Origin of the sequence: Fulvimarina thalattae (assembly GCF_040239565.1) — a bacterium.
In the GTDB taxonomy this organism is placed as follows: domain Bacteria; phylum Pseudomonadota; class Alphaproteobacteria; order Rhizobiales; family Rhizobiaceae; genus Fulvimarina.
The window spans coordinates 1-18,057 of record NZ_JBEHWS010000028.1 but is presented as its reverse complement, the minus strand read 5'-3'; the positions used below and the strand labels follow the sequence as shown (position 1 = coordinate 18,057).

Genomic DNA, 18,057 nt, shown 5'->3' with positions numbered 1-18,057 from the left:
CAGCGCCTTGGAAAGTGGCTTCCTGAAGACCTCCCACGGAACGAGCGCGTTCAGCTTCTCGAGCGGATCGCCGGCCTCGCTCAGGCGGCCATACCGCTCGTCGACATCCCAAAACCCAGGCTGACCACGCATCCCATCCTCCCGATCTCGATCAGGCGGATGGAATCATAGAACGCGGAGAAAAGGGAGGTTTTTAGAGGCGTCCAGTTCGGCATGAAGCGCTTCGGTCAGAAGCTTCACCTCGGCCTTCGACGCACCGTACATGCTCTGGCCGGGAAACGGGATGAAACCGCCCATCGATGCAACATTGATAATGTGCGCCGACGGCCTGGCCTGCAAATGCGGCAGGAACGCCTTGACCATGTTGACGGTGCCCATGAGGTTCACCGAGAGCATGCGATCGATGACGTCGAACTCGAGTTCGGAGAATGTCACGATCGGCTGGATGATACCTGCGTTGGTGATCAGGCCATCAACGCCATGATGGTGCCGCATGATCTCGTCCGGCAAGGCAAACACCGCCTCGGGATCGGCGACATTGCAGATTTGCAGGCTCAGCGCGTCGCCAGCTGGGGCAAGTCCTACGGTTTTTCTTCGAGACCCTCCCGCCGCAGGTCGACAGCGGCCACGGCCACGGCCGCGCCCCGCCGCAGCAATCCAAGGGCGAGTTCACGGCCGCTGTCGCTGCCGGCGCCGGTGACGACGATCTTATTTCCTTGAGCTTCACGGGCGCTCCCTACGCTCGACGCACAAACTCATCGGAAAGGATCGTAGCCGGCGATCAGTTGCGTCGAGTGAAAGACCAGCCCTTTACGCGGGTGTCCGTCAATTCAGCGTTCGCCTGCCCTTTTGCGGCATGTCTAGCGAGAAGGCCGGCACCTCCACCGTGAAGCGCGCACCGTCGCTGTCGCGCATGCCGTAATGGCCCTGCATGATGCCCGATGGAGTCGGAAGCGGGCATCCCGACGTATAGGTATAGCTGTCTCCGGGCGCGATCACCGGCTGATCCCCGACGACGCCGGGGCCCGCCACCTCCTGCACGTTCCCCTTCTCATCGGTTATCCGCCAGTATCGATCGATAAGCTGCACCGTCTCCTCGCCGAGATTTTCGATCGAGATCGTATAGGCCCAGACATAGCGGCCCTCGCTCGGCTCGGATTGCTCCGCCAGGAAGGTCGGCGTGACGGAAACGAGAATGTCGTCTGTTCGCAGCTGATACATTGGTTCGCTCGTTCGAGGCGAGGTTTGAGGTGGGTGCTGAACCCTCGCAGATAGGGGCTTCGAGTTATCTGGCGAGCGCCGCCGTTTTCAGTGCGTTCTAGGCGGAAAAGCAACGGATGACGCCCGGATCATGCTGAGCTAGTTTGCGGCCGACGTTACTCGCCGGATCCCTCTGCCCGCCATGTTCGACACACGTCTGCGCAAATGGATCGATCCACTCATCGATCGCCTTGCGAAAAAGCTGGTTGCGTTTGGCGCGACGGCCAACGCGATCACGATCGCAGGCCTTGCGATCGGTCTCGTCTCGGCAGGATTGATCGCCACGGAGCACTATCTTGCCGGTCTGATCGTCGGAGGAATCTCCCGCCTCTGCGACGGGCTCGACGGGGCCGTCGCCCGGCTCACGCGAAAGACCGATTTCGGCGGCATGCTCGATATCGTCCTCGATTTCGTGTTCTACGGCGCCATTCCGCTAGCCTTCGTCATCGCCGATCCCGGACAGAACGCCATGGCGGGCGCGGTCCTGCTTCTCGCGTTCTATGCGAACGGCGGCAGCGTGCTCGCGCTGGCGCTGATGCTGGAGAAGCAGGGCAAGGCCGACGAGACAGCGCGTGACGGCAAGGCACTCGCCTTCACGGAGGGGCTCATGGAGGGAACGGAAACCTTTGTTTTCTTTGCCCTGTTCTGCCTGTTTCCCGACTTCTTCCCGGTCCTCGCCTGGCTGTTCTCGATCATGACCGCCCTCACCTTTCTCGCCCGGCTTTTCCGCGCCAGGCGGACGCTTGACTGAGACCGCGCCCAAGTGCCGCAAAACCAACATCAATTGATCGGAGCTTCCCGCGATTGACCACCGGGACCGATCATATGATGCGCCTGACTCTGCCTTCTCTCCTGCTTCTTCTCACATTGCCGGGCTGGAGCCTTGCCCAAGAGCGAAGCGACGAGGTGCCCCGTCCCGAGGCCCGGCCTGATGAAGCCGCCGAGAGCACCGAAGCGCTGGACCCCGCGCCTGCCCGCGAGACCATGTCCCCGGCATCCGTCAACGAGGCGAACAGCCGAGCGGCGGGCGATGCGGAAGACACAGAAGACGAACCGAGCGAAAGCCGCAGCCCGGAGGCAGATGAAGCAGCCGAGAGCTCGACCGTTGCGCCGTCGAAAATAACGGAGACACCTGCACCGGCGGAAGAACCGGTCTCTTCAGCTTCCGGCTCTTCAGGCAATGACATTGCACCGGACGAGCCACCAACCCGACGTTCAGCCGACACGGTCGAAGACACCTCGAAGCCGACCGATCAGTCCGCCTCCGAAGCCGTCGAGCCTGATACCGTGCCGCTTCCGGAAGCCCGGCCAGAGGAAGCCGAGCCCGCTCGCAGTGCTCCGCCTCCTTCGCCCGACGCCTCAAGCTCCGACGCGCCCTCGCCGCGCGACGCTCTGCCCAGCCCATCGCAAGCCACGCTGAAATCGGTCACCCCGGCGGCATCCGTTCGCGCCGCCGCCGCGCTCCTCGCCTCCGAGTCCTGCGAGGAACGCCTCACTGAACTTGGCGTCACCTTCGAGACCGGCAAATCAATCAACACCGGAAGCTGTGGCGTCCTGCGACCGCTCTCTGTCTCGGAACTCTCGAGCGGCATCGCGGTCAGGACCGAGACCCAGATGTGGTGCCCCGTCGCCGACGCCCTTGAGACCTGGGTCACATCAGCCGTCGAGCCTGCCGCGGAAAAGCATTTTCCGGATCGCACATTCGCCGGTATTTCCCGCATCTCCACCTATGTCTGCCGCAATCGCGGCTCCGGCGAGAAGATTTCGGAACATGCCCGGGGCGCTGCGATCGATATCGGCGCCTTTGTCTTCGAGGATGGAGAAGTCCCGGTCTCGGAAGCCGACCCGCTATCGCCGGAGGGCAAGTTCCTCAAAGACGTCCGCGAAGCCGCCTGCGGCCCGTTCACAACCGTGCTGGGACCCGGCACCGATGCCGATCACGCAAAGCATTTCCACTTCGATCTCGCGGCTCGGTCGAACGGACCCTATTGCCGCTAGAATCAGTGGCGGCGACACGCGATCCGGGCATTTCTTTTTTCACCGGATCGGCAGTTTCGCGTTTGCTCGGAAGCCTTGTTTTCCAAGGCAGAGCTGCAAGAGCAAAGGTTGATTTTTCGTAAAAACCAGCGGTCGCAGCGCCTGTTTTTTGTGCATAGGTCCTATGCAATCTTTGCGTTGGCGTGCGCGAAATCCGGAGATTAGATGCCCAACCAGAAGGCAGTCAACTGCTCATTCGGCAAGCACACGGCTAAGGACAACGGCGATGTGGTTCAATCATAAGACAGTCATCTTCGGTGGCGGGAAGGCCACCGCTCAGAACAAAGCAAATTCGGGAAACCGTTCGCGGCAGACCCGCGATCTCGACAAGGATCAGCTTGCCGACATCGGAATCGACTCGAACGCGGCTGAGTCGCGCGTCGCAGCCGTCATGAACAAGTTCGTCTACGAGACCCGTTTCACCGGATATCGCGGCGAAGTGGTCGCCTGAGACCCACTATTTCCGGGCCTTTGAAGCAAAATTCCATCGGCCCGGAATTTTCCTGTCATCAGGGGTTCACATTCGCTGAACCCTCGCATAGATAGGGCTCACCGAACGCGACGAAGAAGACGCGGTTCGGAATTGGCGCGGGGTGGAGCAGTCCGGTAGCTCGTCAGGCTCATAACCTGAAGGTCAGAGGTTCAAATCCTCTCCCCGCAACCAATTTTCTTCCAAACATATTTTTACGACGTTGAGTTGGCCGGGCGTATAGTCCCTCGCCGGCTTCTTTTGTGGCTGTTCTGAAGTCTCTCGAGCGGCCTTCAAAACATCGCGCCATATGTCGGCTCGACGCGGACGCGGCGCATCAATGTTCCCGTCTTCGATCCTCCAGAACGTCAGCAGAGCGTCTTGCGATAGCCCGCCTCGACATCAGATTGTTCGACGCTCTCGACGGAGACGCGCGAGTGGTCGCGTATAATCTCGTTCAGCGTGGCAACGGGCCTGGACTGCGGCCAGGATTCGGGGTTCCACAGACCGGCCCTCATGGGCGCCTTCCCACAATGGATGAAGATCTCCTCGGCGGTGATCCGAAGAACCGTCTTCGGCGGACGTCCTCGCACGCTGAAGCGCTCGCGGATATCGGGATCGTCGAGGATTTCAGCCAAGCCGTTGACGCGCATCATCTCGCTGACAGTTTGTATCATCAGGACGACGGCGACCTTCGGGTGAGCCAGGATATTGAGAAGTCCGTCGATCCGGTTGTTGCCGGGCCGGTCGGGTATCTGCATCGTGGTGTCCGACTCGATCTCGACGAAGCCGGCCGGATCGCCCTTGGGCGAAGTGTCGAGATTCGTTCCGTCAGAAGTGGCAAGCACCAGAAACGTCGCCCGCTCGACAAAGCTTCGGCAATGCGCGTCGAAAGCGGTGATCACCTTCGCCGCCGCCCGCGGAGAAACATCGCCATAGAGCTCGCGCAGTTTGTCCGGCGTCATTTGTCGTCCCTCATCGGCTCGTCTCCTGCCGCCATCCTCGAACCAAAAGTCTGGCGCGGATGGCATAAACGCCGCCCCACGGCGACTTCGTCAAGATTCGAACAATGCGTCCGACCTCAAACGCGGACATCCAGGAAAATCGCGCGATGATCCGAGGCCGCTCCAGCCTGCGCGTCGGTCCCGCAATCGATGATCTCGACGGTCGGCGAAGCGTAGAAGCGGTCGAGCGGAGCGATCGGGACCCGCTCGGGCCAGGTTCGCGGCTTGTGCGTGTTCGGCAGCATGCCCGACAGCGTGGAATGCACCCAGCCCTTCGGAAGCCACTCGTTCAGATCGCCACAAAGAACCGTCGGCAAGCCTGGCGCTTCGTCGAGGTGATCGCGTATCGCCCTCGCCTGCTTCAACCGCGTGGTCGGCAGAAGCGCGAAATGAGTGCCGATCACCCGGAGCGTCGTTCTTCCGAGATCTATCTCAGCGTCAATCGCCTTCCGGTTCTCGATATCCGGTCCCGGCAGGTCGACGACCTTGGAATTGAGAATGGGAAAGCGCGACCAGAGAAGATTGCCGATATCGTCGCTCGGCCAATCCGCGGTCCGCGCTTCCACCATATGGTTTGTCTTTTCGTCCGTCGCGCGCGGAAGTCGTTCCCAAAGCCCGTTTGTGAAAAACTCGAACGCCCCGGCGGAACGGCCGAACATCGTCCGCCCATCCACTTCCTGAAGGATCAGGATGTCCGGCGCCATCCGCTCAATCTCGGCCATGGTCCGTTCGGGGTTGGGACGGCGCCGGCGGCCGATCGCACCATGAATATTCCAGGAGACGATGCGCGTCGTGCGCGGCGCCCTGTCAGGCTGGCTCATGCACCGCTGCCTGAGCCCAGCCGTCGGCCTTGTCGAGTTCGTCCCGCATCCGCGTCACGGTGAGGCCGGCATCGGGCTCGCAATTGTCGCGAGTCAGAAGCTCGCCGCGTTTGACCGGCTTCAGCACCTTCGAATGCTCGGCAAGCCCCAGCGGCAAGGCGTGTTTCTCCCGGCCATGCTCCCACGTCATCGAGAAGCCGCGATACTGCGTCTCGCCGATCTTGCCGAGCGTCTCGCCTGGTTGAAGATCGCGCTTGGCGACCGCGCCGCATTCGGCAACGGGGCGATCGACGGGGATCATGTCCGGCTCGCGGCGCATCACCGCGCGGATCGCCGAGAGCGGCGTTTCGAGACTGGTCAGATGGAACGGCCGGATCAGCCCGAAGCACGGACCTGTTCCAACCTTCAGGTCTGCCATCCGCTCGATCGCCCGGGGATGGCGTGGCTTGACGATGCAAAAGACGCCCGGCGCCACACCCTTACCGATCGTGTAATCGACGCACCCGGCCTTCGAGAGAATGCCGCCGTCTTCTTTCGTCGCCAGTATTTGGCCCAGCGTATCGGCGGTTGCTTCCGGCCCATGCATGCCGGGAACATCCGGCACGAGCCCGGTGCAATTGGCGATCGCTGTCATCTCCACCATTGTCTTCGAGCCGTCGATGAACTCGACCAGCATACGGGCGTTCATGTCCCGCGCACGCGCCTCGTCTTCGTATTCTTCGGGCACGGCATCGTGGCGCAGCGGATTGTTCTTGCCCTTGCCGGCGGCGATCACCTCCATGCCGAGCGTCTGAGCGAACGAGATGAGTTCCAGCGTCGAAGCCGGCTCGTCCCCGGCCGATCCCGTATAGACGACGCCCGCCTCTTTGGCTTTCCGGGCAAGCAGCCGTCCGACGGTGATGTCGGCTTCTACGTTCAGCATCACGATATGCTTGCCGTTGCGTATCGCCGCGAGCGCAAGCCGCGTTCCGATTTCGGGACTACCGGTCGCATCAACGATGACGTCGACCCGGCCAGCTGCACAAAGGCTCTCGATATCGTTCGTGATCCCGATCCTGCCACGCTCGATTGCCGCGTCGATCTTGTCGGGCGTCTCCGCCAGGACGCCATGCTCCTTGTCGAAGCCGGCGACGGCGATCGCCTCCATGGGCCGCTTCGGCGAATTCGCCGCGATCGCGCCCACCCGGCAGCCGACCATCAGTGCGGTCTGGACGACGATATCGGTTCCCATCTGTCCCGCGCCGGCGAGTCCAATCGTAATCGGTCCGTTCGCATCGGCGTAGGCGGCAAGTTCGGCGGCAAAGCCGACCCGATCGATCATGAATTCAGTCCCTGAACTCTAAGAATGGACATCGCTTACCTTACCTCCCTCGACGCTTCTTCGGCACCGTTCTCGATGCTCGTCTTCTCTCCCGCCTCTGGTGTCGGCATCGCTTCTAGCGCCACGCGATCACCGCGGCCCGATCCGAAAACCGTGGCGAAGATCAATCTCAGATCCTCGCCGAAACTTTGCTCGCGGGCATAGGCTCCGTCGATCTGCGCCAGCCGCTCCGGCTCCGACATGTCTATGCCCGCTACCTGCGCCCGCCCCGTGATCCCCGGGCGCACGTCGAAGGCTCCGTGGCTCTCGCGCGCCGTGATCAGCATTGTCTGCATCGGCAGGCAGGGTCGCGGCCCCACGAGACTCATATCGCCTTTCAGAACGTTCCAGAGCTGCGGGAGTTCATCCAGCTTGTAGCGGCGAAGCTTCGCGCCGAGCGGCGTGACGAAGGTGGCGGGTGTATCGTGCGAAGCGCCCGCCGGTGTTTCGCGCTTCATGGTCCGCAGCTTGTAACAGAGAAACGGCTTGCCCTGATAACCGACGCGCATCTGGCGGAACAGCCCGTCGCCCTCGCTTTCCCGCCTTATGAGAAGAACCAGCAAGGCAATCAGCCAGCCGGTGAGGAGTAGGCCGGCGGCACTGGCAAGAAGATCGAACGCACGTTTCATCATGACGGTGCTAGCACGGCTGCCGCCGGTTTGCATTCGGTTAAGCGCACCGCCAAAACCGAAATGGCGGCAATGTGATTTCAAGAGGAGCGGTAGTTTGAGAATTCTCGTCAGCGGTGCATCGGGCTTCGTCGGGCGCCTGCTCGTTTCCGAACTTGAGCGCGCGGGCCATGATGTCGTCGTGCTTGCGCGTTCGGGCACCCCATCGAACGAGCGAATTGTTGTCCCTGCAGATCTCGCCGCGCTCCCCGTCGACGCCCTCGTGGAAAGAGGACCGATCGATGCGGCGATCCATCTCGCGGCGCTCAATCCCGACCGGAGCGACCGAGCGTCTCAAGACGAAACGGCCCTCCTCCGCGCTAACCGCGACGGCACAACGGCGTTGGCCAAGGCCGCGGCCCACGCGAATATCTCGCACTTCGTCTTTTTGAGTACGGCGAATGTCCACCGTCCGGGTGACGCGCCGATCTCCGAGACCAGCCCTATCGCACCGACCTCTCCCTATGCTCACTCGAAGGCCGAAGCCGAGCAGGCTCTAGCAGATGTCTCGGCAAAGACCGGCCTGCGTCTCGCAATCCTGCGGCCGGCCCCCGTCTACGGCACCGGCGGACGCGGAATGATCGCTTCGCTCAGTCGCTTCGCCCATAGCCCATTTCCCGTTCCGCTTCCGACCGGCCTCGCCCCCCGCAGCTTTTTGTCCCGTGCTTCGCTGGTGAACGCGATCCTTGCGGTTCTCGGCCGCAACGTCTCCGATACCGAGACCTATCTCGTCGCCGACAAAAGCCCGAAGACGCCCGCTGAGATCGTTGCTGGCATCAGGCAGAGCCTTGGTCGCAGATCCGTTATTCTACCTGTCCCAAATGGCCTCCTGCGCGTCGCGGCAAATCCGCTCGGTTTCGGACGAACTCTGGAAAACGTCCAAAAACCCTTCACCCTAGACTGGAGCAAACTCGCGCGCGAGACCACATGGGTGCCCGAGAGCGATACGATCGCCGCGCTGTTGCGTGCCAGGACTGCGCCTCTCAAACGAAACCCGAGCTGAAGACACCATGGTCAGGTCCACCGGAAACAGCAATTCGGAACGTCAGGCGCGGCTCCAGCGCGAGCTGCGCGCCAACCTCAAGCGACGCAAGGATCAGGCGAAGGCGCGGCGCGAGCGATCGACTTTGATCCAGGACAAAGCGCCCGATCCCGAACCGGGCGAAGAGGGCGGCGACAAGGAAGTGGATCGCGACTGAGTCTCTCCGTTGTCGCGCCGACCCTTCGGGACGGTCAAAACGGGGCAGGCCGCAAGCGCCGGACTTCACGAAGGGTTTCGCCATTCGTGCCATGGACGTTCGCTGGGTGCCGACTTAGAACCGTTCCGGAGTAAGGAGTTTTTGCATGATCGATTACGCCCGCCATTTCTCGGAAGCGATCGAGGCTCTTCATGCCGAAAAGCGCTACCGGGTCTTCGCAGATCTGGAACGGATCGCGGGCCGTTTTCCCCAGGCGATCTGGCGGCATGAGGGCGAAGCGCGAGAGATCACCGTCTGGTGCTCGAACGACTATCTCGGCATGGGCCAGAACGAAAATGTCGTCGAGGCCATGAAGAACACCGTTTCGGCCATGGGCTCGGGCGCCGGCGGCACGCGCAACATCTCCGGAACCAACCATCCGCTGGTCGAGCTGGAGCGCGAGCTCGCCGACCTGCATGGCAAGGAAGCCGCCCTCGTCTTCACCTCGGGCTTCGTTTCCAACGAGGCCTCCATCTCGACCATCGCCAAGCTCCTTCCCGGCTGCCTCATCCTGTCGGACGAGCTGAACCACGCCTCCATGATCGAGGGCGTGCGCAAGGCCGGCACGAAGAAGCAGATCTTCCGGCACAATGACGTCGCACATCTGGAAGAACTGCTGAAGGCCGCACCGATCGACCAGCCCAAGCTGATCGTCTTCGAGAGCGTCTATTCCATGGATGGCGACATCGCCCCGATCGGCGCGATCTGCGATCTCGCCGAAAAGTACAACGCCATGACCTATATCGACGAGGTCCATGCCGTCGGCATGTATGGGAGACGCGGCGGCGGCATCTCCGAGCGCGACGGCGAGGCCCGCCGCATCGACGTCATCGAGGGCACGCTGGCGAAAGCCTTCGGCACGCTCGGCGGCTACATCACCGGCACGAAGGACGTGATCGATGCGGTCCGCTCCTACGCGCCGGGCTTCATCTTCACCACCGCCCTTCCGCCGGCGCTCGCAGCGGCGGCCACGGCCTCGATCCGGCATCTGAAGGAAAGCCAGGCCGAGCGCGACGGCCAGCAGCGCCAGGCCGCGCGCACCAAAGAGGTTCTCGGCGGCGCCGATCTTCCCGTCATGCCGTCGGACACGCATATCGTACCGATCCTCGTCGGCGATCCAGACCTCTGCAAGCGCGCCTCGGATCATCTGCTGGCCAAGCACGGCATCTACATCCAGCCGATCAACTATCCGACGGTACCGCGCGGCACCGAGCGCCTGCGCATCACGCCGACGCCGCTCCACGACGACACCCGCATCGAACACCTCAAGGATGCCCTCGTCGAAACCTGGAATGCGGTTCGAATCCCGTTCGCTTCGGAGATCGGCGAAACCGTCCAGCGCTCGCCCGAAGTTACGCCTCTCGTCGTGTCCAAGGCCGGCGGCTAATCGTTCCGCTTCGTGCGGCGCATGAGTCGCCGCGCGAGGAACGGCACGGTCAGCGCGATGAAGAGAAAGCGGATGACGTGGTGAGAGGCCACATAGGCCGGGTCCACGTCGAATTGGAAAGCCAGCACCGTCAGCGCTTCAAGCGCTCCCGGCGCATAGGCGAGCGCGACCTTGCCCGGCTCAAGCGGCAGTGTGAGCACAGCGACGAGACCTGCTAGAGCCGACAGGCCGAGACCGATTGCGAAACACACCACCGAAATCGGCAGCAGTTTCAAAAGCGCCCGACGCTCGATTCCATAAAGCCGCGAGCCGATCACCGTCCCCAAAAGAACCAGCGCCGGAAACGCGATCACGCTCGGCACGGAGACGGACGAAATCTCCGTCCCATGCAGCACCGCGCTACCGAACAGTGCGCCGAGCATCATGCCGCCCGGCAACCGCAGCATCCGGCCGAGCAACGCCGCGCCGACGCACACCACCAGCAGCAGGCCGTATTCGAACAGCGACCCCGTCTCGCCGCGCGCGATCGCAGCCATCCCTTCGCCGCCTTCGATCCAGGCGAGGAAAGGCGTCAACGCGCCGATCAACAGCAGAAGCCGCGCTGTCTGCACGATGATCATGCTCTGCATGTCGGTGTCGGTATCTTCCGCCGCCGCCACCACGAAGGCGAGCGCGCCGGGCAGGCTGGCGAAGAGCGCCGTCTCGTGGTTCCAGCCGAGCAGCCGGTGGAGATAGGCATAGGTCCCGGCCGTGATCGCGAAGACACCCACAAGCTGGATCGCGAAGGAGATCGGCCAGATCGCCAATTGCCCGACGACATCCGGCGTCACGCCGGAGCCTGCCTGAACCCCGAGGACGAAGAAGGCGATCTGCCGGAAGATCGTCGGTGGTGTCGTGTCGAGCCCGAATGCGCTCGCCAACGCGACCGCCACCATCGGCCCGAGCAGCCATGCGACCGGCAGGCCGAGAAGCGCCGCCAGCGCACCGCCACCCGCCGCGATCGCGAGCGTTGTCCCGACCGACCGCACCCTTGAAAGATCGACCGACCTCAAAGCGCCCGGCCGATCCAGTCCGCGATCCGGTCCGCTGCCGTCTCCACCTCGTCGAGCCGGCGATGGAAGCACGCGCGCAGGAATTGCGGTCCCGCTGGCCCGAAGGCCGTGCCCGGCGCTAGCCCCACATTGGCCTCGTCGACGATCCTAAAGGCGGCGGCTCGCGTATCCATAACGCCGTCGATCGAGAAGAACGCGTAGAACGCCCCCGCCGGCGGCGTAAGCGCCACCCTGTTCGTCGCGAGCAGTCGTTCGGCGAAGATGTTGCGCGCCTGATGCGCCCGAGCGATCTGCTCCTCGACGAAGCTTTCGCCTTCTTCGAGCGCAGCAAGCGCCGCCCGCTGCATGAAAACCGCGACGCCGGACGTCGAATACTGGATGAGATTGGCGAAAACCTCGTCGAGCTCCGCCGGGGCCTCGATCCACCCGACGCGCCAGCCGGTCATCGCCCAGTTCTTGGAGAACGAGTTGACGAAAAGGATCGTGTCCCCCTCTTCCATCACGTCGTGGAATGAGGGCGCCCGTGCGCCGGCATAGAAGAACCGGCTGTAGATCTCGTCGGCAATGATCGCGGTGTTCGTCTCGCGCGCGATCCGAAGGATTGCCCGGAGCTCGTCCTCGCTGGCCGTCCAGCCGGTCGGGTTGGCCGGCGTGTTGACGAAGATCGCCCGCGTCTTCTCCGTCACGGCCGCGCGAACCCGGTCGAGGTCGAGATGCCAGGCACCGTCTTCCGGCCTCAGCGCGACTTCCACAGGCTTCGCGCCGATCAACCCGGCCGCCGCCGCGAAGTTCGGCCAGGCGGGTCCGAAATAGATCACCTCGTCGCCCGCGCCCGCGAGTGCCGCGATCGAAATCTGGATCGCCTGCATGCCCGAGCCGGTCACGAAGAACCGATCCGGCGATTGAGGCCGGCCGTAGAGCCGCTCGGTATAGTCGGCCAGCGCCTGCCGTAGCTCGGGCAGGCCGCGCTGATAGGTGTAGAAGGTCTCGCCCTTCGCCAGGCTCTCCGACGCGGCGCGTGTGATGAAGTCCGGCGTCGAGAGATCGCCCTCGCCCGCCCACATGGGCAAGACGCCCTCGCGCCCGAATGCGTGCTGCATCACAGCGACGATGCCGCTCGCCGGCGCGTTACGAGCTTCGGGACGAAGGCGGGAAAAATGGGTCATGGGCTCTACGGGGAAGATTGAGGAAGTTCGAAGCACGGGCTTTGCGCGCAGACCAGCTAACGCGGATCGTTCCACGCGGGAAGTCCGGTGCTGTTCACAGATTCCCGAACCAGCGCTCATTCGCCGCACTTCTCGACGCCTTAATCGATGAACCTGCCGTTGCTGAAGTGATTGACCTGTTTAGTTTTTCCCGTCGGTCGATGACGGAAGCTGCGGTGGAGGCCGCGATCAAGCGCTCAGAATTGCTCGACGACACGAGGATCCCCACCGCCACAGGCGGCGGGGCAGACGAGGGACGACCCCATGCTAGAAATGCTCAATTCGCGGCGAACGATGATTCTTGCCGGGTTGATGATCACGATGGCTGCTCCGGCAGCCGGCCAATCATCGCCGGGGAACGATATGGTCGCTCAGATCAATCAATACCGAACCAAGGGCACGACCTGCGCGCGGACGGGGAGATACTATCCGCCGGTACGCCCGCTCAGGCTCAATGCACGTCTGTCGCAAGCGGCTTCCGATTGGAGCCAGCGCATGGCCCGCTCGGGCAGCCTGGCACATGGCGATCCCCGGTCGCGGATCCGAGCGGCCTGCCCCAATCCGGGACTCGTCGGCGAGAACATTGCCTATAATCCGTCGGCGAGCGGTGCGGTCCGTCGCTGGATGACCGGTTCGAAGGGCCATTGCGAAACGATCATGACGCCGAGTTTCGCGCAGGCCGGCGTCGGCTATGCGCGCGGCGGTTTCTTCGGAACCGGCGGCTACTGGACGATCGACTTCGCTAGCCGCTGCTGAACGGTCTCGAACGCCCGGCGCGTCAGCGCCGGGCGTTCGCAATCGTCAGGCAGAAAGCTTCGCCGCGAGCTGCGCAATGCGCTTGCCCTGGAACTTCGCTCCGCCAAGCTCGATCTCCGAGGGCTGACGCGATCCGTCGCCACCCGCGATCGTGGACGCACCATAGGGCGTGCCGCCGATGATTTCGCCGAGCTCGGTGAGCTTGTCGTAGGAATAGGGAAGGCCGACGATGAGCATGCCGTGATGCTGCAGCGTCTTCTGGATCGAGATCAGCGTCGTTTCCTGTCCGCCATGCTGCGATGCCGTCGAGGTGAACGCCCCGCCGATCTTGTCGATCAGTTTGCCATTGGCCCAAAGTCCGCCGGTGCGGTCCCAGAAGGACTGCATCTGGGAGGACATGTTGCCGAACCGGGTCGGCGTACCGACGATGATCGCATCGTAGTTCGCAAGCTCCTCGACCTCGGCGATCGGATAGGGTGCATCGGTCTTGAAGCCGGCCGCCTCGACCACTTCCTTCGGCGCGGTCTCGGGCACGCGCTTGATGTCGACCTCGGCACCGCCTTCACGGGCACCCTCGGCGACGGCATCGGCCATCGTCTCGATATGGCCATAGCTCGAATAATAAAGGACCAGAACTTTCGTCATCGCTTCACCTTTCAGGTTGAAATTTCCAAGTCCCGGTCACCTAGGCGAGATGGCCGGTTTGATCGAGGGTCGTCAGCCGCGACGGAACGTTGCGTCAGCGTTGACGCTGCAACGGGCCCGCAAGGCGATTGACCCCGGCGCCAAAGCGCCGATGTAGGCCCGAGTGACGAGAAGAGACTCCAAATCCCCATGAACCAGCCAAAACCCGCAACCGCTGCCATGCTCGCCATTGGCGACGAGATTCTGTCCGGACGCACCAAGGACAAGAATATCGGCCACTTCGCGGACACGATGACGCTTGCCGGCATCGATCTGATGGAAGTCCGCATCGTGCCGGACGAAGAGCGCACGATCGTCGAAGCGGTCAACGCCCTACGCGAACGCTACGATATCGTCGTCACTTCCGGCGGCATCGGTCCCACCCATGACGACATCACGGCCGATGCCATCGGTGCCGCCTTCGGGCTGGATGTCGGTGAACATGCCGAAGCCGTTTCCCGCCTCGAAGCCTATTATCAGGGCCGCGACCTGCCCTTCACCGAGGCTCGTCGTCGAATGACGCGCACGCCGAAGGGTGCGAGTCTCATCGACAATCCGGTCTCGGTCGCGCCGGGCTTCTCTGTCGAGAATGTCCACGTCCTGGCCGGCGTCCCGCATGTCTTCCAGGCGATGCTCGCAAATCTCGTCGAGACCCTGCCCCATGGTGTTCCCGTCATGAGCCGTTCCGTGCCCTGCCCCATCGGCGAAGGCGATATCGGCGGGCCACTTTCCGAACTCGCGAAGGAGCGCGCCGGCGTGACGATCGGCTCCTATCCGCGCTTTGCCGAAGGCCGCTACACCACGGAAATCGTCATCCGCTCGCGGGACGAGGCGAAGCTGGATGAGGCGGAAAGGGCCGTGAAGGAGCTGATCACTGAGTTGTCGTGAAGGGCGGTGTCGAATACCGGTCCTTAGGCGCGGTGACTGACGGTTGTTTTGCGGTGGATTGCGGTCATATCAGCGATCGCTGATTATCGGCAGCTTTGCGGACTAAGCTCCCCTTCGCTGCACGTTGCACGAATGCCTGTTCCGTTGAGGCATTATCCGTCCGACAAGGTCGGCGGAACGGTGGTTACTTTAGCGAGAGACCGACGCTGATCCCTCTTCGATAAGCCAGTCTCGGACGGCGCGGATGCTCGCGCGGTTCGTCCCCTCATCTCTGAGCACGATCCAGTAGGCGTTCGGCAGCAGTACCGTTTCGTCTGACAGCCGTTCGAGTGTGCCAGACGCCAAGTCGTCCTCCGCAAGCCGCAGGCGTGCGAGAGCCACCCCTTGACCTTGCTTCGCGGCTCGCAGCACCAGGTCCGAAGACGAAAATCGGGAGCCGGAGGCGAGGTCGGCATCGCCGGGGCCGTGACGCTCGGTCCACATAGACCATCCGGCGTTCGGGTCGCGGTCGTGCAGCAACGGCAGATCGCGCAGCAGCGTCGCGACCGTCGCGCCGCCAGTTGGGCCGCCTCGCGCGGCCCGGGCCTTCGCGAGCAGGCGGGAGCTGGCCACTGGCACGAGCCCATCATCCATGAGGGCAATGGCTCGTTCGCCCTTGCGGGGTCGACCCATTCGGATCGACAGGTCGCTCCCCTCCTCTTCGGGGGCGCGCAAGCGCTGCTCGGCCAGCACGCTGACTTCGATCCGCGGATGGGCTTCGGCGAGGCGCGGTAGGCGAGACAGAAGCCACAACGCGGCAAAGGAAGGCGCGGCTGAGATCGTCACCGCATTCGCCGACCGCTGCTCGCGCGCGGCCGACCATGTGCGGTCGAGTGCGCCAAGCGACTTGGCCGCCTCTTGCCCCAGCCGCTCGCCAAGCGGGGTAAAAGCAAGGGCCCGCGCGCCATCGTCACGCTCGACCAGTGGTGCGCCGACGAGGGCCTCGAGTTCGGCCACGTGCCGCGCCACCGAGGAGTGCGAAACGCCGAGTGCCCGCCCGGCGGGCCGGATGCCGCCCGCAAGGTGGACGGCGGCGAAAGCACGAAGGGAATTAAGAGGTAGATCGCGCATGGTGCCTACAATAGACCAAACGATGCCTTATTGAGAACAGTCGTTGTCCTTCTCATTCGCTATCTTCCGAACCGAACGTCGGCTTCATGGCCGGACCAATGGAGGACGATATGGGAATGTTGATCGAAGGATGGTGGAGCGACGAGGATCGCACCATAGTGGACGGGGCGTACCGCCGCCCGGCCTCACCCTACGGCAGCCCGATGAAGGACGCCACGATCAGAGCCATCGGCGCAGAGCCCGGACGCTTCCACCTCGTGGCATCGCTGTCCTGTCCTTGGTCGCACCGCTCATTGCTGACGCGGGCGCTGAAGGGGCTAGAGGGGCACATTCCGCTGCACTTCGCAGGCGGTCCTCGATCGCAGGGCTATCGGGTCGGCACGTCCGAGCGGCTCTGGACGGTGCCCGGCACGGACCGGGCCATTGAGCACCTACACGAACTCTACGCCCTCGCCGACCCGGGCTATACAGGGCGCGCGACTGTGGCCCTGCTGTGGGATGCCGAACGCCACACGATCGTGTCGAACGAGTCCATCCACATCCTGCGCGGCCTCGACGCCGTGCGAACCGGGTGTGGGCCGGACTGGACCCTCCGCCCCAATCACTTGAAAGACGAGATCGACGCACTCGCGGACCGCATCCAGCGCGAGCTATCGAATGCGGTCTACCGCGCCGGCAAGGCGCAGCGTCAGGACACCTACGATGCGGCGGTGGAGAAGGTCTTCGTGACCCTCGACATGCTGGACGCCCGACTGGCGACCGCACGCTATCTGCACGGCAACGTGCTGACTGAGACCGATCTGCGCCTATGGCCAACGCTTGCTCGCTTCGACGCGGTTTACCACGGGCACTTCAAATGCGCCCGCCGTCGCCTCACGGACTACCAGCACTTGTGGGCCTATGCGCGCGACATCCTGAGCCTGCCTGGCGTAACGCCGACGTTCGACGAGCACGCGATCCGCTTGGCCTACTACGGCGAGGATCGTGATCTGAACCCGTATGGGATCGTCGCCACCGCGCCGGACGTCGACTGGCATGCGCCGCACGGGCGAGACCGGCTCGAGCAGCGATCCTTCACCCTACGCAATGGGGACGTCATGCCCTGGGAGGAGATCGACATATCATCGGGGACGGATGCGGTGCTAGCGCCAGGTGTTCGTCAGACGGTTTCATCGTCGTGAGCGCGTCAGTTGCGGCCGTGCTGTTCGCCGCAGCGATCACACCTGACCCGAACAACCTCGTTATAATGAACGCCGCAAGCCGGGGGCGGCTGACTGCTGCTGCGACCCCGATCGTGGGCATCGTTGTCAGAACCCTAGGATTGGTGCTCGCCGTCCGGTTCGGACTGGACGCGGTCTTAACACAGTGGCCGATGGCGACGGAAGTGCTGCGCAATGTCGGTGCGGCGTTGCTACTCTACCTTGCGGCACGGACGGTGATCGGAGGATGGACGCTACCTGCCGACCGGGTGAGCCCGACCCCGCCTACGGCACCTTCATCCCGGTGCTCTTGCTGCAAATCGTCAACTCGAAGACCTGGGTTTTCGCCGCAACCAATAGCGCCGCGCACGTGGCAACAGGTGGCTCGCTTGCCATCCTCGTCGCGCTGACGGCGACCGTCCCGGCGGCGTGCCTCGCCGTCTGGGCCGTCGCCGGCCGCGCAATTGCACCGCTCATGGAACGAGCGCTGCCGCGACGGATGTTCGCGGCCCTAATGGGAAGCGTGCTTGCAGGCTTCGCCGTCGCGCTCGTCGTACCGGCGTAACAGACCGTTCGCAGACGTGCGCCCTTAAATGACGATCGGACAAAACGGTTCGTTCGCCTCAATAGCCTTGCTTTTGGCTTGCGTAATGCACCTTCGTGAAGGTCTAAACCCGAACAAACGCCATATAGAAGTCGCTGTGCTGGTTACCGAAGCCACCATTCGCGCTCGATGCAGCATCCGGTAAGTTGGGCTCGAAGCGGACATTCACTCAGCAACGCATGAACGTCTCGTTTGGGTGATGGGGTGGACGCCCCCGGCGGCATCGATGTGCCAGAGTGAGGGTGTTGAACATCACTCGAAGGAGGCGTCCGTGCCTGAGGTTACCACGATCGGTCTTGATATCGCGAAGAACGT

The 18,057-nt window shown here is 63.3% G+C and carries 20 protein-coding genes, 1 tRNA gene and 1 pseudogene; 12 read left to right on the top strand and 10 right to left on the bottom strand.

Annotated elements, in window-relative coordinates:
* Positions 1 to 165 precede the first annotated feature (165 nt).
* Complete coding sequence (locus tag ABRA89_RS19295; RefSeq protein WP_349943124.1) at positions 166 to 657, bottom strand: SDR family NAD(P)-dependent oxidoreductase; 492 nt, start codon at positions 655 to 657, stop codon at positions 166 to 168.
* A 168-nt stretch (positions 658 to 825) separates the two neighbouring features.
* On the bottom strand, positions 826 to 1,221 hold the full coding sequence (gene apaG, locus ABRA89_RS19290) for a Co2+/Mg2+ efflux protein ApaG (RefSeq protein WP_349943122.1): 396 nt from the start codon (positions 1,219 to 1,221) through the stop codon (positions 826 to 828).
* 181 nt (positions 1,222 to 1,402) lie between these two features.
* Here apaG and ABRA89_RS19285 point away from each other — a divergent pair, with 181 nt between their 5' ends.
* The 4 genes from ABRA89_RS19285 (at position 1,403) to ABRA89_RS19270 (ending at position 3,961) form a co-directional block, all read left to right on the top strand.
* Entirely contained in the window at positions 1,403 to 2,011 is a 609-nt protein-coding gene (locus ABRA89_RS19285; protein ID WP_349943121.1) for a CDP-alcohol phosphatidyltransferase family protein, read from the top strand.
* A gap of 74 nt (positions 2,012 to 2,085) precedes the next feature.
* On the top strand, positions 2,086 to 3,258 hold the full coding sequence (locus ABRA89_RS19280) for an extensin family protein (RefSeq protein WP_349943119.1): 1,173 nt from the start codon (positions 2,086 to 2,088) through the stop codon (positions 3,256 to 3,258).
* Positions 3,259 to 3,523: 265 nt separating this feature from the next.
* Entirely contained in the window at positions 3,524 to 3,748 is a 225-nt protein-coding gene (locus ABRA89_RS19275) for a hypothetical protein (RefSeq protein WP_349943118.1), read from the top strand.
* A 136-nt stretch (positions 3,749 to 3,884) separates the two neighbouring features.
* Positions 3,885 to 3,961, top strand: a tRNA-Met gene (locus tag ABRA89_RS19270).
* Between the two features lie 173 nt (positions 3,962 to 4,134).
* Here ABRA89_RS19270 and ABRA89_RS19265 read toward each other — a convergent pair.
* The 4 genes from ABRA89_RS19265 to ABRA89_RS19250 all read right to left on the bottom strand — a co-directional run bounded on the left by ABRA89_RS19265 (position 4,135) and on the right by ABRA89_RS19250 (position 7,583).
* Positions 4,135 to 4,731: an MSMEG_1061 family FMN-dependent PPOX-type flavoprotein gene (locus ABRA89_RS19265; protein ID WP_349943116.1), complete on the bottom strand. Its 597-nt coding sequence runs from the start codon at positions 4,729 to 4,731 to the stop codon at positions 4,135 to 4,137.
* A gap of 116 nt (positions 4,732 to 4,847) precedes the next feature.
* A complete protein-coding gene (locus ABRA89_RS19260; RefSeq protein WP_349943115.1) occupies positions 4,848 to 5,591 on the bottom strand; it encodes an endonuclease/exonuclease/phosphatase family protein in 744 nt (247 codons plus the stop codon).
* Positions 5,578 to 6,912: an NAD(P)H-dependent oxidoreductase gene (locus ABRA89_RS19255; RefSeq protein WP_349943114.1), complete on the bottom strand. Its 1,335-nt coding sequence runs from the start codon at positions 6,910 to 6,912 to the stop codon at positions 5,578 to 5,580. Before ABRA89_RS19255 ends, ABRA89_RS19260 begins: the two co-directional genes overlap by 14 nt.
* Positions 6,913 to 6,947: 35 nt before the next feature.
* Positions 6,948 to 7,583: a sugar transferase gene (locus ABRA89_RS19250; protein ID WP_349943113.1), complete on the bottom strand. Its 636-nt coding sequence runs from the start codon at positions 7,581 to 7,583 to the stop codon at positions 6,948 to 6,950.
* A gap of 94 nt (positions 7,584 to 7,677) precedes the next feature.
* On the opposite strand from ABRA89_RS19250, the gene ABRA89_RS19245 reads away from it, so the two are divergent.
* The 3 genes from ABRA89_RS19245 (at position 7,678) to hemA (ending at position 10,244) form a co-directional block, all read left to right on the top strand.
* Positions 7,678 to 8,622: an NAD-dependent epimerase/dehydratase family protein gene (locus ABRA89_RS19245; RefSeq protein WP_349943112.1), complete on the top strand. Its 945-nt coding sequence runs from the start codon at positions 7,678 to 7,680 to the stop codon at positions 8,620 to 8,622.
* A 7-nt stretch (positions 8,623 to 8,629) separates the two neighbouring features.
* A complete protein-coding gene (locus ABRA89_RS19240) occupies positions 8,630 to 8,818 on the top strand; it encodes a hypothetical protein (protein ID WP_349943111.1) in 189 nt (62 codons plus the stop codon).
* Positions 8,819 to 8,966: 148 nt separating this feature from the next.
* Positions 8,967 to 10,244, top strand: coding sequence for a 5-aminolevulinate synthase (gene hemA / locus ABRA89_RS19235; RefSeq protein WP_349943123.1), 1,278 nt, complete (start codon positions 8,967 to 8,969; stop codon positions 10,242 to 10,244).
* Here the strand turns inward: hemA and ABRA89_RS19230 are convergent.
* Together ABRA89_RS19230 and ABRA89_RS19225 are read right to left on the bottom strand one after the other, a co-directional pair.
* Complete coding sequence (locus tag ABRA89_RS19230; RefSeq protein WP_349943110.1) at positions 10,241 to 11,272, bottom strand: AbrB family transcriptional regulator; 1,032 nt, start codon at positions 11,270 to 11,272, stop codon at positions 10,241 to 10,243. The two genes, hemA and ABRA89_RS19230, sit on opposite strands and share 4 nt — an antisense overlap.
* Before the next feature lie 20 nt (positions 11,273 to 11,292).
* Positions 11,293 to 12,462: a pyridoxal phosphate-dependent aminotransferase gene (locus tag ABRA89_RS19225; RefSeq protein WP_349943109.1), complete on the bottom strand. Its 1,170-nt coding sequence runs from the start codon at positions 12,460 to 12,462 to the stop codon at positions 11,293 to 11,295.
* A 303-nt stretch (positions 12,463 to 12,765) separates the two neighbouring features.
* Between ABRA89_RS19225 and ABRA89_RS19220 the strand changes: the two genes are divergently transcribed.
* Positions 12,766 to 13,257: a CAP domain-containing protein gene (locus tag ABRA89_RS19220; RefSeq protein ID WP_349943107.1), complete on the top strand. Its 492-nt coding sequence runs from the start codon at positions 12,766 to 12,768 to the stop codon at positions 13,255 to 13,257.
* A gap of 45 nt (positions 13,258 to 13,302) precedes the next feature.
* Here ABRA89_RS19220 and wrbA read toward each other — a convergent pair whose 3' ends face one another.
* The gene (gene wrbA / locus ABRA89_RS19215; protein WP_349943106.1) at positions 13,303 to 13,902 is read right to left on the bottom strand and encodes an NAD(P)H:quinone oxidoreductase; all 600 of its coding nucleotides are present in this window, start codon (positions 13,900 to 13,902) and stop codon (positions 13,303 to 13,305) included.
* Between the two features lie 189 nt (positions 13,903 to 14,091).
* On the opposite strand from wrbA, the gene ABRA89_RS19210 reads away from it, so the two are divergent.
* Complete coding sequence (locus ABRA89_RS19210; RefSeq protein WP_349943105.1) at positions 14,092 to 14,829, top strand: competence/damage-inducible protein A; 738 nt, start codon at positions 14,092 to 14,094, stop codon at positions 14,827 to 14,829.
* Between the two features lie 189 nt (positions 14,830 to 15,018).
* Here the strand turns inward: ABRA89_RS19210 and ABRA89_RS19205 are convergent, their stop codons facing one another.
* Positions 15,019 to 15,939: a LysR substrate-binding domain-containing protein gene (locus ABRA89_RS19205; protein ID WP_349943104.1), complete on the bottom strand. Its 921-nt coding sequence runs from the start codon at positions 15,937 to 15,939 to the stop codon at positions 15,019 to 15,021.
* Between the two features lie 116 nt (positions 15,940 to 16,055).
* On the opposite strand from ABRA89_RS19205, the gene ABRA89_RS19200 reads away from it, so the two are divergent.
* The 3 genes and pseudogenes from ABRA89_RS19200 to ABRA89_RS19190 all read left to right on the top strand — a co-directional run bounded on the left by ABRA89_RS19200 (position 16,056) and on the right by ABRA89_RS19190 (position 17,703).
* Positions 16,056 to 17,120 (top strand): glutathione S-transferase family protein, encoded by a 1,065-nt coding sequence (locus ABRA89_RS19200; RefSeq protein ID WP_349943103.1) that lies wholly within the window; start codon positions 16,056 to 16,058, stop codon positions 17,118 to 17,120.
* Positions 17,117 to 17,365: pseudogene (locus ABRA89_RS19195) on the top strand (LysE family transporter); the annotation flags it as partial. The gene ABRA89_RS19200 and the pseudogene ABRA89_RS19195, both read left to right, overlap by 4 nt.
* A 20-nt stretch (positions 17,366 to 17,385) precedes the next feature.
* Positions 17,386 to 17,703 carry a hypothetical protein gene (locus tag ABRA89_RS19190; RefSeq protein ID WP_349943125.1) on the top strand — a complete coding sequence of 106 codons (318 nt, stop codon included), beginning with the start codon at positions 17,386 to 17,388 and terminating at the stop codon, positions 17,701 to 17,703.
* Positions 17,704 to 18,057: the final 354 nt, after the last annotated feature.